Origin of the sequence: Parasphingorhabdus sp. (assembly GCF_039968395.1) — a bacterium.
Lineage (GTDB): Bacteria > Pseudomonadota > Alphaproteobacteria > Sphingomonadales > Sphingomonadaceae > Parasphingorhabdus.
The window spans coordinates 100,083-112,237 of the sequence record NZ_JBDVPV010000004.1 but is presented as its reverse complement, the minus strand read 5'-3'; the positions used below and the strand labels follow the sequence as shown (position 1 = coordinate 112,237).

Annotated in this window: 13 protein-coding genes; 7 read left to right on the top strand and 6 right to left on the bottom strand. The window is 53.1% G+C overall.

Going from position 1 to position 12,155, the window contains the following annotated elements:
• Positions 1–63: 63 nt before the first annotated feature.
• The 7 genes from infA to ABJI30_RS09795 are packed head-to-tail and all read left to right on the top strand — an operon-like array spanning position 64 to position 5,533.
• Positions 64–282 carry a translation initiation factor IF-1 gene (gene infA, locus ABJI30_RS09825; protein WP_066742521.1) on the top strand — a complete coding sequence of 73 codons (219 nt, stop codon included), beginning with the start codon at positions 64–66 and terminating at the stop codon, positions 280–282.
• An 18-nt stretch (positions 283–300) separates the two neighbouring features.
• A complete protein-coding gene (locus tag ABJI30_RS09820) occupies positions 301–870 on the top strand; it encodes a nucleoside triphosphate pyrophosphatase (RefSeq protein WP_348018013.1) in 570 nt (189 codons plus the stop codon).
• Positions 863–1,873, top strand: a complete 1,011-nt coding sequence (locus ABJI30_RS09815) for a ribonuclease (protein ID WP_348018012.1) — start codon at positions 863–865, stop codon at positions 1,871–1,873. The genes ABJI30_RS09820 and ABJI30_RS09815 overlap by 8 nt, the downstream gene beginning before the upstream one ends.
• Complete coding sequence (gene maiA / locus ABJI30_RS09810; protein ID WP_348025471.1) at positions 1,836–2,552, top strand: maleylacetoacetate isomerase; 717 nt, start codon at positions 1,836–1,838, stop codon at positions 2,550–2,552. The genes ABJI30_RS09815 and maiA overlap by 38 nt, the downstream gene beginning before the upstream one ends.
• A 2-nt stretch (positions 2,553–2,554) precedes the next feature.
• Complete coding sequence (locus ABJI30_RS09805) at positions 2,555–2,965, top strand: GFA family protein (RefSeq protein ID WP_348018010.1); 411 nt, start codon at positions 2,555–2,557, stop codon at positions 2,963–2,965.
• Between the two features lie 3 nt (positions 2,966–2,968).
• Entirely contained in the window at positions 2,969–5,080 is a 2,112-nt protein-coding gene (locus tag ABJI30_RS09800; protein ID WP_348018009.1) for a TonB-dependent receptor, read from the top strand.
• A gap of 9 nt (positions 5,081–5,089) precedes the next feature.
• Positions 5,090–5,533 carry a MarR family winged helix-turn-helix transcriptional regulator gene (locus tag ABJI30_RS09795; RefSeq protein WP_348018008.1) on the top strand — a complete coding sequence of 148 codons (444 nt, stop codon included), beginning with the start codon at positions 5,090–5,092 and terminating at the stop codon, positions 5,531–5,533.
• 69 nt (positions 5,534–5,602) lie between these two features.
• On the opposite strand, the gene ABJI30_RS09790 is transcribed toward ABJI30_RS09795, so the two are convergent.
• From ABJI30_RS09790 to cpaB, 6 genes are read right to left on the bottom strand one after another with little or no spacing between them, the layout of a single operon-like run.
• The gene (locus ABJI30_RS09790; RefSeq protein WP_348018007.1) at positions 5,603–6,616 is read right to left on the bottom strand and encodes a type II secretion system F family protein; all 1,014 of its coding nucleotides are present in this window, start codon (positions 6,614–6,616) and stop codon (positions 5,603–5,605) included.
• Between the two features lie 18 nt (positions 6,617–6,634).
• Positions 6,635–7,606, bottom strand: a complete 972-nt coding sequence (locus tag ABJI30_RS09785) for a type II secretion system F family protein (protein ID WP_348018006.1) — start codon at positions 7,604–7,606, stop codon at positions 6,635–6,637.
• 43 nt (positions 7,607–7,649) lie between these two features.
• Positions 7,650–8,933, bottom strand: a complete 1,284-nt coding sequence (locus tag ABJI30_RS09780) for a pilus assembly protein CpaE (RefSeq protein ID WP_348018005.1) — start codon at positions 8,931–8,933, stop codon at positions 7,650–7,652.
• A complete protein-coding gene (locus ABJI30_RS09775; protein WP_348018004.1) occupies positions 8,933–9,535 on the bottom strand; it encodes a CpaD family pilus assembly lipoprotein in 603 nt (200 codons plus the stop codon). The genes ABJI30_RS09780 and ABJI30_RS09775 overlap by 1 nt, the downstream gene beginning before the upstream one ends.
• Before the next feature lie 21 nt (positions 9,536–9,556).
• A complete protein-coding gene (locus tag ABJI30_RS09770) occupies positions 9,557–11,185 on the bottom strand; it encodes a type II and III secretion system protein family protein (protein ID WP_348018003.1) in 1,629 nt (542 codons plus the stop codon).
• Positions 11,185–12,144: a Flp pilus assembly protein CpaB gene (gene cpaB, locus ABJI30_RS09765; RefSeq protein ID WP_348018002.1), complete on the bottom strand. Its 960-nt coding sequence runs from the start codon at positions 12,142–12,144 to the stop codon at positions 11,185–11,187. Before cpaB ends, ABJI30_RS09770 begins: the two co-directional genes overlap by 1 nt.
• Positions 12,145–12,155: the final 11 nt, after the last annotated feature.

Here is a 12,155-nt window from a genome sequence, read left to right as displayed (position 1 = left end):
TGCCCCTGAGCTGTACGAAACAGGCCGATTTTCCGGCCAGTGAACAAGGATAAGTCAAGCCGAATGGCAAAAGAAGAATTATTGGAAATGAAGGGAATGGTTCGCGAACTGCTCCCGAATGCGATGTTCCGGGTCGAACTGGAAAATGGTCACGAGATTTTGGGCCACACGGCAGGTAAAATGCGGAAAAACCGTATTCGTGTGCTCGTTGGAGATGAAGTTCTGGTCGAACTGACCCCCTATGACCTGACCAAGGGTCGTATCACTTATCGATTCAAATAAGCCGGGACTGGCGCGCGCATGCGGCTTGTCCTTGGCTCATCCAGTCCGCGCAGGCTTGAATTGCTGGGACGGCTGGGCATCAAGCCTGACAGGATTACTTCTCCCGACATTGATGAAACTCCGTGGGCCGGCGAATTGCCCCGCGATTATGTATTGCGCATGGCTCAAGAAAAAGCCTCTGCAGTCGCGCGGGATGCAGATGAGGTGCTGATCGCCGGAGATACCACGGTCGCGGTTGGTCGGCGCATTTTGGGGCAGGCGGTAGATGCGACCGAACAGCGACGGTTTCTCCAACTCATAAGCGGCCGGAGGCACCATGTTCTGTCCGCGGTTTGCGTCGTTGCGACCGACGGCACCACCCGCACGAAAATCTCCGACAGCTTGGTGAAATTCAAGCGGTTCGAGGCAACGGAAATTGATGCCTACATAAGCTCCGGAGAAGGGCAGGGCAAAGCTGGAGGCTATGCCATTCAAGGGCAGGCCGAGGCATTTGTTGTCGCAATGTCCGGCAGCTATAGCGGGATCATGGGCTTGCCTTTGTACGAGACCCGAAATCTTCTGATCAGTTCCGGTTATTCGGTTGTCTGAGACTTCGACATACTGGCTGTATGAGGCCGGCATTGGTGAAAATCGCGCGATGCTGGTCGATGGCGGAGTTTGTCGGAAAATCCGGATCGAGCGGCTGGAATCCGGCGTCAGGGCCGGGGGCGTTGTGGACGCGCGTTTTGTCCAGCAATGGGTTGCCGGCATGTCGGGCATTGTTTGCCTTGAAACAGGAGAGGAAGCGTTGCTGCAGCCAATACCGGAAGGTTTGACGGAAGGAAGCAATGTTCGTGTCGAAATCACGCGCGCAAGCTGGAATGAGAAAAACGGACAGGAAAAACGTGCCAAAGCCAGACCCGCCGCCTCCGGTACGGCAATAGCTGCCGGGCCCGGCTTGCTCGCGCAAATTGAAGCGAACGGAATTGCAGTAAAACCTGTCCGTGCCCATGGCGTCGATGATCTGACTTTGCAGGGATGGCCGGAAGCACTGGAAGAAGCGGAAACCGGCAAATTGGATTTTGATGGCGGAACTTTGCTAATCTGCGTGACGCCGGCAATGACGGTCATTGATATTGATGGTCCACTGGCTCCGTTTGAACTGGCAAAACGGGCAGCAAAGCAAGTGGCATTGTTGCTTCCGCGATTGGATATTACGGGTTCAGTTGGTGTAGATTTTCCAACTTTGGATACAAAGGCAAAGAGGACCGAAATCGGCAAGATTTTCGATGATCACATGTCAGCCGATTGCGAACGGACAGCTGTTAACGGTTTTGGCTTCATGCAGATTGTCAGCCGAAAAACAGGTCCATCAGTAGTCGAGCTTCTTCAAGCAAACCAAATTCTGAATGCGGCCCTGCAAATGCTCAGGCAAGCCGAACGAAGTACGGGAACAGGCGAGTTGTGCCTGGAATTGCACTCCGCCGTCGCGGCGAAACTGAACGCACATCCGCAATGGTTGGAAGAGCTGGCCAAACGATCCGGGCGTCCGGTCCGGCTCGAAGCAAAAGGCAATGTTCCAATCCAGGGTGGCCGGATCGTCACAGGTTGATCGAACCGGGCTTGCTTTTTGGAAGCTGGCTCTCCACAAGTCGCGAATGTCAGATATCATCCTCCACGACTATTGGCGCAGCTCGGCAAGTTACCGTGTGCGAATAGTCCTGAATCTCAAGAAAATTGAATATCGGTTACGGTCGGTCAATCTGCTCGAAGGAGAACAGCGCGGGAAGGATTATCTGTCCACCAATCCGCAAGGGCGCGTTCCCACACTGACGGTGGATGGAGAGGATATCATCCAGTCACTGGCGATCATCGATTATCTGGATGCAACATATCCTGATCCACCGATGGTGTCATCCGATCCGGTTGAGCGCGCAGCGACGCTCGCACAAGCTTTGATCGTCGCGACGGACATCCATCCGATCAATAATATCAGTATCGGCAATTATCTGAAAAGCGAATTTGGAGCAGATGGCAAGGCCGTGATTCAATGGATGCAGCACTGGATGACAACCGGGTTTGCAGCGCTTGAAAAACTGGCACCCGATACCGGATTGTTCGGCGGTGATACCCCCAATCTTGCCGACGTTTGCCTGGTTCCGCAAATGTACAATGCGCGGCGGTTTGAAACGGATCTGACCGCATTCCCGAAACTCGTGCGGATCGATGCAGGGTGCAACGCTCTGGAGGCTTTCGAAAAAGCAACGCCGGAAGCGGTAAAGGAGAATTAGAGATGAAGTTTGAAGGCGGATGTTATTGCGGCGCGGTGCGCTATTCGGCAGAAGGCGAGCCGATGATGAAAGCGGAATGTTTCTGCCGGGAATGCCAATATATTACGGGCGGAAATTCGCTATTGGCCATGGCGATGCCAGCGGAGAATTTTGCCATCACCAAAGGCGCGGTAAAAGGCTATAAACGCGCCGATCTGGAAAAAGGCGTCACCCGGGAATTTTGTGCCGATTGTGGTACTCATTTGACTACGCGCGCTCCGAGTTTTGAAGCTGGCGTAATCCTGAAGGTTGGCACAATGGACGATCCTTCGCTTTTCGGTGGCGCTGAAAGCGCGAATTTCGCATGTGACAAACAGGAATATCATCGTCTGCCCGATGACATGCCGGTTCACCAGAAGTGGATGCACAGCTAGATCATGACAAAAAAATGGATGTTTGCGTTGCCGCTTCTGGCGGTGAGTGGGGCGGCTTGGGGGCAGGTTTTTGATGATCCAAATGATCCCGACACTCTGATCATCAGGACCAATCATGATATTGTTGTTCAAGGCTTGCCTTTGCCAGATGCGAAGGGCGATGAGGCATATTCGCGAATATGGGTTGATCTTCGAGTTTCAGATCGTTCAGAAAACGCGCTTCGTCAGTTACCAGGCCTTCAACAATTCCGTCGCAGTGATGCGCGATCTGCGAACCCGACCAGCCAAGGTATCACGCTACGCGGATTAGGCGGTAATGCTTCGTCGCGAGCAGTATTGCTGCTGGATGGCGTACCGCAAGCTGATCCTTTTGGTGGCTGGGTTGCCTGGCCGGGATACGATGCCCTGCCGCTTGCTGAAGCGCGTATTCGTCGCGGTGGTGGCAGTGGAAGCGACGGCTCTGGCGCCATTGCAGGAACCATAGAACTTTTCAGTGAAGATGTTGGTGATCTGATCGAGTTCGGCGCCGCATATGGCAGCCGCAACAGTGTCGATGCTGATCTGCTGTTCGGGCGCGAATTAGGGCAAGGGCAATTGACCATATCTGCCAGTTATGCGCGTGGTGATGGCTTCATTCCGATCGTCGAGAGCCAGCGCGGGTCGGTCGATCGCCAGGCGGAATATGAACAGGCGGGCATTGCTGTGCGCTATGTAACGCCTCTGGCTGATGATACCGAACTGCAAGCCAACTTCCGCGCATTCACCGATGAGCGCGAACGCGGCTTTGAGTTTAGCGATAATCACAATGACGGTGCGGATGCGAGTATCAGACTGGTCAATCGGTCGGAAAGTGGCTGGCAATGGTCTGCTCTGGGTTATGTTCAGATCCGAAATTTCAATGTGAGCTTTGGCGGTGTGGCGGCAGATCGCAACAGCGTGAACCGCGTGTTTGAACAGTTTAATGTGCCATCGACCGGACTTGGAGCGCGTTTCGAGGTGCGACCTCCGGTCGGAGAAAATGCGGAGCTTAGGATTGGTGGCGACTGGCGCCGAACCGAAGGCACAACCAATGAGAATTTCTTTTTCCTCGACAATGATACACCTCGTCGCAGCCGGCGGGCAGGGGGTAATACTGCGACCTATGGCGCATTTGTGGAAGCCAGCTTGCAGGCGACAGATGCATTGGTGCTCACGGGGGGAGGGCGTGTCGACTTCTGGTCCATCAATGATGGTTTTCGGCGCGAAATCGAACTGATCAATCCTTTCCCCGGTTCTGTCCGGACTGATGCGAGCTTTGCCAATCGTAGCGGTAGTGAATTCACTGCAAGGGGTGGGTTTGCATTTGATGCCAGCGATGCGGTGACCTTGCGCGGAGCGGCCTATCTCGGTTGGCGTCTGCCTACGATTAATGAACTTTTCCGGCCCTTCCGGGTTGGCCCGGACGCTACGGCGGCAAATGAACTTCTCGAGCCGGAAAGGGTCAAGGGTGCCGAATTCGGAGTGGACTGGCAGACTGAAAACGTGTCGGTCAGCATCACGGCTTTTTATAACCAACTCGACAATGCCGTTGCCAATGTAACTTTGGACAGCGGTCCAGGTCTTTTCCCCGGTGTCGGGTTTGTGTCCGGAGCCGGGCTGTTCCGGCAACGGCAGAATCTAGACTCCATTGAATCCAAAGGTATTGAAATTGATGCGAGTTTTGATCTTGATGCCATCACCGAAAATCTGTCGCTCCGCGCCGGATGGTCCTATGTTGATGCGGATGTAAATGCGTCAGGGGCCGCGCAGCCGGTCGATGGATTGCGGCCTGCGCAGATTCCAAAGCATAACGCATCCGCTGGCGTGCAGTGGGAGCAGGATAATGGAACCGGTGCCAGTGTTTCGTTGCGCTATATCGGTAGTCAGTTTGAAGATGACCAGAATAGCCGGAGGTTGAACGACGCGTTCACCGTTGATGGTCGATTGGGCTATGCATTGACGGACGCGTTGCTGCTGGAAGGCCGGGTCGAAAACCTGTTCAACACGCAAGTTGAGACTGCGATAAGCGGCGCCGGTATCATTGAAAGAGCCTATCCGCGAACATTTTGGATTGGACTTCGCGCCAAAATTGAATAAATATTACTTATGACCACCAATCTTGATGATTTTATTCCATATCAACTGTCCACTGCGTCCAATGCCGTCAGTGATCTCATTGCCAGTGAGTATAAAAGCCGTTTCGGTTTGAAAATTCCGGAATGGCGCGTGATGGCCGTTTTGGGTAGCCGGGGAGCTGCGACACAGCGCCAGCTCGTGGAAGCTACATTGATGGATAAGGTTACAGTCAATCGCGCCGTCAAGTTGCTGGTAGACCGGGCATTGCTTGGACGCAGCCCCAATAGCGAAGATGGTCGATCGCATCACTTGATGCTCAGTGACACCGGACGTGATTTATATGATCAGATCATGCCCGCCGCCGAAACGATGGAAAAGAAGATTATGTCGGTGCTCACGGAATCGGAACAAAAACAGCTGTCCGGGTGGCTTGCCAAGATAAAAAACTCAGCTGATGCCATCGCTTCAGACTAGATAGTTGATGAAAAAAGGAGCGGCTGTTGAAGGCCGCTCCTTTTTTTGATTTCAGTATTCCGGACCGTTTTATAGCAGAGCATCGGAGATCGAGCAGGCCGCTGGCCCCAGGATCACGATAAACAACACCGGCAGAATGAACAAAATCAATGGAATTGTCATGATCGCCGGCAGGCGAGCTGCTTTTTCCTCAGCTCGCATCATGCGGTCATTTCGGAATTCCGCTGACAGAACGCGCAGAGCAGATGCCAGTGGTGTACCGTATTTCTCGGTCTGGATCATCGTTGTTACAACGCCTTTGACATGCTCCAGCGCCACACGATAGGCCAGATTTTCGAATGCCTGACGACGCTCGGTCAAAAAGCCCAGCTCGATCGAAGTAAGCGAGAATTCATCCGCCAGTTCAGGATAGGCATCGCCCAGTTCCTTGGAAACACGAGCAAAAGCAGCGTCGACCGTCAAGCCAGCTTCCGCACAGATCACCAGCAAGTCGATGGCGTCAGGCAGACCTTTGCGGATCAGATCGGTCCGCTTGTTGATCAGATTGTTGACATAGACATCAGCGCCTTTGTAGCCAGCGATTACCGAGCCAGCAAAAACCGCAAACTTCTTGATCGGCGTATAGTCAGGCAGATATCCCAAACCATAGATTGCCAATGCGGTGCCGCCGCCCAGCAGGATGGGAAGGACCAGTCGACTGAAAATAATCGCATAGGCCAGATCTTTTGAGCGGATACCAGCCTGGGCCAGCTTCTGCTGTGCCTCACTCAGCTGATCATCTTGCAACACTTTCATGGATTGCAAAATTCCACGCATACGGTCTGTTGTGTCGTTCTGGCGAACAATCTTCGCGCGTTTTTTGGTAGTGGAGGCGGTAATACCGGCCTTCAGCTGTTCCCGGCGCTCGTTGAGTGATTTGACTCGTTTCGCCATCGGATCGCGCACTGTTATCGCGGCATAGATTGCGAAAAAGACAGCCATGGTTGCGACAGCTGCCAAAATGGTTGCTACCCACAGGACATCAATGCCGAGTAAGGTTGGTCCACCCGTTGTCGCAGCGGCAGAAATTGCTAGATTGATCATATTCTCTGCTCCCTCCGACTAGATTTCGAAATTGACCATTTTGGCCATGATGAACACACCGATGCTCATCCACGTCAAACCGCCAAGACCTGCAATAATCAGGCGTTCTTCGTAGAAAAAGCCGGCGATATATTCCGGATTGACCGACCAGACGAGGCCGAAAACAATAAACGGTAGCGAGCCAACGATATAAGCAGAAGCTTTGGATTCGGACGACATCGCCTTGATCTTCAGTTTCATCTGACCACGTTTCCGTAGCACGTCAGCGAGGTTCGACAGGGTTTCTGCCAGGTTACCGCCGGTTTCGCGTTGAATTGCTATGGTTATACAGAAGAACTTGAATTCAGCTGTGTTCAGGCATTTTGCACTTTCAAGCAGCGCATCTTCCATCGTCCGCCCGATCTTGATCCGGTCAACGACCTTTTGAAATTCTTCACCGACAGGTCCCGAAATTTCTTTCGCCACCACACCGATAGTTTCGGTTACCGGAAGTCCTGAACGCAGTCCGCGCACGAGCAATTCGATAGCGTCCGGAAAGCTGGCGGTAAACTTGCCAACCCTTCTGGCAATCAGAAAGCTGATTGCGAGGTGTGGAAATCCGACACCGACGGCAAGACCCACGAACAGGCAGAGAAGAATCGGAGCGCCCTGCGTAAACAGGCCGACCGTGGTAACGATGAAAAGACCAACACAAACATAGGCAAACTGAGACAGACGCCATGGTTTTCCGGTCCGTTCCAGCCGAACCGCCAAAGCTTCTATCCGGGTCATGTTGTCGCCGGTGGGTCGATGCTGCTTGCGACGGGCGCTCAGCGCCTTTTTCATCTGCGCTTCAACTTTGACATTGGCACTTTCAGAATGGCGAAACTTGACCTTGTCCAGTCGTTTTGCCTGTGCCTTCGCTCCGGAAGGACCGGCAAATGCGAATATGAGCAGCAAAAGGCAAACGAGAGTGCCCGCTCCGATAATGAAGATTTGCATCATGTCCATTGCTTAAGTCCTTGAAGTTGAAAAAACCTTTGGAAACGGGTGCCTATTCGGCGTTCTGTTCCACCGATTTTTTCTTTGAAGGCAGAAGCGACTTGATGTTCAACTTGTCCATCAGCGAAGATTTCGCCTGACTGCCTGACTCATCATCATCGTCATCCACCGTTCCCAGTACCTGGTCAGCCAGTTCCACGATTTTTGTGGAAGCTTTGCTGGATTTGCCAGCTTCAACAAAAGCCTGACCCAATTTTGCAGATTGCGCCGCAGTTTTTGGATCGGACGGGATCACGATATCGATCTTGCGTTCGATCGATGTTTCGAAATCCTGCCTGGAAATTTCCAGACCGCTGGACTGAACCTTGTTGGCAACAACTATCACCTTGCTTTGTGCGGCATGGGATTTGAGCCATGACAGAAGTCGAATTGCATCGCGAGCAGATGCCAGCGTCAGTTCGGTGACAATCACCGTAGCGTTGACGTCGCCAAGAAGATGCGGATAGCTGATCAGCATTTCACGTGGCAAATCGATGACAGTGCATTCAAATGCTGCCCGGAATTCTTCCTGAAGTTGGAAAAATGCCGTACCGTCAGTCATCATGGGCGAGTTAATCGGTGCTTCTGCGGACAGCAATGACAGCTTGTCATTCGCCTTGATCATTGCGCGTTCGATAAAGAGACCGTCAATTCGGCTGGGATTGTCGATTGCATCCGTGAGACCACGTCCGGGTTCCAGATCCAGCGAAAGCGCGCCAGTTCCGAAATGCACGTCAAGATCAAGCAAGGCGGTGAGCCGTTCGCGATCCTGGCTGAGCAACCATGCAAGCGATGTCGCAATAGTCGAGGCACCTACACCTCCACGCGTGCCGATAACGGCGGTCGAGACATGTGGTTTCTCACTCGCAGCCTCGTCAGTTTTCGGAGCGTTCAGTACGGCATTGGCCTGACTGAGAACGTCACGAAGCTGTTCGGGGCTGAACGGTTTCAGCAGATAATCCTGCAGGCCGCTCACGATCAGATCGCGATAGAGGCGGACATCATTGACCTGACCCATTGCAATCACAACCGTTCCAGGTTCGCAAACCTCGGCCAGCGAGTTGATATCGCTCAGTGGATCTCCCGATTCGGAAAGATCTACCAGCAGGATATTCGGGCTCGCCGCGACAGAGAGCGATTGCACTGCGTTGCGCAAGCCGCCCTTGTGACATTTGTCAGCTGCCCATCCCATCTCTTCGACGACAGGGCGCAGAAGATCGAGTGTGTCATCGTCACAAACAAAGGCAGAGAATACATCCCGGCCATTAATCGAGCCTGGTTTCCAGGGAGCGTTCATTATTGACCTCCTACATTTTTGTTGCGATAGGCGCGAATGGCTTTCGATGCCCGGGCTTGATTATCGCCATCATCAGAAACGCCGCGAACCAGATCTTCGGGGTCAGCGATCATCGCAGACATTGTGCTGTTAATGCCGCAACCATAGTTTCCGCTGGTTCGACCCTGGAAATCCGTATGGCTCCGGTGGCTCCAGTCAGGGCATCCCGGAACACTTGCGTGCGAACGCGAAACAACTACGCGAACGGTACCCGGAGACACATTGCCTTCGGTCACCGGTGCGAGGTCGTTGATAAGCAACCCATATTGTGCTGCCAGTGCCTCTACGGCGGCTTTGGCATCAGCATTGGCGCCATAATTCGGGTCATCAATCGAAACGCGATCGCCATAACCGAGTTCGAGAGCTTCGAACCAGCCAGCGAGACGACGCTGTTCGGCTACAGGCATCGCTCCCGTATTTCCGATGTTAACATCAAGAACCAGATGGCTCCGGGTGACAACAGGCTGACGAACACTTTCAATTGTGCGATTGGCAGTGTTGCTGCCACAAGCCGTTACTGAAAGTCCGACGGCGGTCACTAGTGCTATTGAAACAAAACGCATGATAGATTCTCCTGGTCGGACTTAGTTGTCAAAGCTGAAGCCAGGCGCTGCGCTGCCGGACTTGCTTTTCTTTTTGGCGGATTGCGACTTTGCCGGCGCTTGCAGACTGCTGATCGCAGGACCACTTTCGACCGGAGGTGCCACTGTCGGTTTTGGCCGATCACCGGTTCCGGTAGAGCTATGACGGTTCATGAAAACCCGCTCAAAGTCATTGGCCTGCTTGAAACCGTCAGTTGGCAGAACGATTTCGTTCTCGCTCACCGGTTTCACCAGATATGGTGTCACCACAATCATCAATTCGGTCTCGTTTTTGCGATAACCGTCTGATTTGAAAAGATTACCAAGCACTGGAACATCGGCCAGGCCAGGTGTCTTGTCGACAGTCGAGCTATAGCTGTTCTGCATCAAGCCCGCGATCATGAAGCTTTCGCCAGAACCCAGTTCAACCGTGGTTTCAGCTTCCCGCGTCGAGATTGCGGGGATTTCAAAGCCGTTGATCCGCACTGCGCCAGCCGACGACAGTTCTGAAACTTTCGGAGCTACACGAATTGAAATTCGGCCATTGGACAGAACTGTTGGCGTGTAGGAAAGGCTCACACCGAAATCCTGATAGGTTACGCTGACTTCACCAAATCCCGACGATTGTGGGATCGGAAACCGTCCACCAGCCAGGAATGTCGCCGTTTCGCCAGAGATAGTCGTCAGGTTTGGCGATGCGAGGGTCGTTACAAGGCCGACACGCTCTGACACATCAAGTGCCGTTGCGATGTCCAGTCCGAACAGGCGACCTGCAGCTTGAATTGTGTTCAAGCCGGAACCCTGATTGAAGTTAAACGCCGTTCCGCCCTGGGTCACAAACTGTCCCGTAGCCGTGTTGAACGGCAGCGAAACAGAACCAGCTGGCAGACCGAACAGGTTGGATGCATCCAATGTCGGGAATCCGCTGGTATCAAAATTTGATATTGAACCAAACGCGCGGCCGCGAGACAATCCAAATTGAAATCCATTGGTATTGTCGCGTGTAAGGACATTACCATTGATTTCTTTTGCGAGGGTGCGACTGACTTCTGCAAAGCGAACCCGCAAGTTCACCTGCATCGGCGTCGCTGTTTTCAAGCGGCTAACAACATTTGTGCCTTCACCAACATATGCCTGAACAAGGTTCTCTGCTTCTTCCGCATCATCCGGATCCGCGATCGTGCCCGTCAGCAGAACAAAGTTGTTTGTTGTGCTGACCGCGATGTCTGCACCCGGCATTGCCAGTGACAGCATCTGATCGATCGAGGATATTTCGGCACCAATGACGGCAATTTCAGCTGAATACACAACTTTTCCGGAAGCATTTGTGGCATAGAAACTGGTCTCACCACTCTTCTTGCCGAATATGTATAGCTGACGAGGCGAGCGAACTTGCACGTCTGCAATACCATTTTCAGCAATGAAAATATCTTCAATCGGAGCAGGTAGCGTAACCAGCTTACCGCGGCTTACCGCAAGAGTAACACGCGAATTTGGCGTGGTGATCTTGGCAGACTGTGCCTGAACCGGAGTGGCGCTATTTGCTACCAGTGCGATAGCCAGGGTTGCGGCAACGGCCGCACCGATTGCTTTTTTGGCTGGATAGCTGTGATTTGCAAATGGGATGGTCATTACTTGCCTCCGAACTCGACTTCAGTGACAGCGTTGCCGCGTGACACCCGGACTACAGGTCCTTTTGGTTTTTGACCTTCGGGCAGTGCCGGAGGGCTGCGGGATTCAAAGCGAGATACTTCGCCGCCAGTTGAATAGGTTGATTTTCTGGCCGTTGGGCGTGCTGCCAGCGATTTGATGATCGCAGCTTCTTCATCCGGATTGTCCGTTTCAGGAAGCTTGATCTCTCCAGACGCAATCGCCTCTTCGAGCTCAGCATGGCTGTCTGCAAGAGAACGAAGCGATAAGCTCAATGTTCCCAGAGTCTGGGCCACAGCGATTTTCTCGGCAATTTTTGGTGTCGATTCCAGCGTAACCAATTTGGTCTTGGTTGCAACCATCTGGCCAGCCTCGTTTTTTCTCGAAGTCACTCGGTTGTCGGTGGCGAGAACGCGGACATTGCGAATGACTGTTTCCGATACTTTCATGTCGGGACCCTGTCCCTGTACGGTCTGGGTCAACATCAAATCAATACGGTCGCCGGGAAAGACGAAACCAGCCACGCCGGTGAGACCGGATACCGGGATTGTAACGGCACGCATGCCAGGTCCGAGTGCCGCAGCAAGAAATCCGCGTTCGCCCGGGCTAACAATAGAACCGCGTGTCAATGGCTGACCAGCTGTGATGGCATTACGAACGACTGTACCGTTTAAGGAGTTTATGTCGGTGCCTTCTTTTTGATAATAGGCTTCTTCGACAAGTTCTTCCGGCCAAGGCTGGAAGCGGAAGCTTTCAGGCGTAATGATTGTGCCGACGGGAAGCGCGCGGGTCGCGACCAGCACTTCTTCACCAAGCACTTCTACTTTTTGGGCTTCTGCCTGAGGCGCGGATGCACCTGTGAACATGTTCCTGGCCAGCAAGGCAGTGACTGCAGCCACCACCAGTGCGCCTATGAGTAAAATTAGTTTCTTCTTGTCCATGACGTCTCACG

Excerpts from the sequence above, each read along its gene's own strand:
- infA (WP_066742521.1), top strand. The coding sequence starts at position 64 with ATGGCAAAAGAAGAATTATTGGAAATGAAGGGAATGGTTCGCGAACTG.
- ABJI30_RS09820 (WP_348018013.1), top strand. The coding sequence starts at position 301 with ATGCGGCTTGTCCTTGGCTCATCCAGTCCGCGCAGGCTTGAATTGCTG.
- maiA (WP_348025471.1), top strand. The coding sequence starts at position 1,836 with ATGTTCCAATCCAGGGTGGCCGGATCGTCACAGGTTGATCGAACCGGG.
- ABJI30_RS09805 (WP_348018010.1), top strand. The coding sequence starts at position 2,555 with ATGAAGTTTGAAGGCGGATGTTATTGCGGCGCGGTGCGCTATTCGGCA.
- ABJI30_RS09800 (WP_348018009.1), top strand. The coding sequence starts at position 2,969 with ATGACAAAAAAATGGATGTTTGCGTTGCCGCTTCTGGCGGTGAGTGGG.
- ABJI30_RS09795 (WP_348018008.1), top strand. The coding sequence starts at position 5,090 with ATGACCACCAATCTTGATGATTTTATTCCATATCAACTGTCCACTGCG.
- ABJI30_RS09790 (WP_348018007.1), bottom strand. The coding sequence starts at position 6,616 with ATGATCAATCTAGCAATTTCTGCCGCTGCGACAACGGGTGGACCAACC.
- ABJI30_RS09785 (WP_348018006.1), bottom strand. The coding sequence starts at position 7,606 with ATGGACATGATGCAAATCTTCATTATCGGAGCGGGCACTCTCGTTTGC.
- ABJI30_RS09780 (WP_348018005.1), bottom strand. The coding sequence starts at position 8,933 with ATGAACGCTCCCTGGAAACCAGGCTCGATTAATGGCCGGGATGTATTC.
- ABJI30_RS09775 (WP_348018004.1), bottom strand. The coding sequence starts at position 9,535 with ATGCGTTTTGTTTCAATAGCACTAGTGACCGCCGTCGGACTTTCAGTA.
- ABJI30_RS09770 (WP_348018003.1), bottom strand. The coding sequence starts at position 11,185 with ATGACCATCCCATTTGCAAATCACAGCTATCCAGCCAAAAAAGCAATC.
- cpaB (WP_348018002.1), bottom strand. The coding sequence starts at position 12,144 with ATGGACAAGAAGAAACTAATTTTACTCATAGGCGCACTGGTGGTGGCT.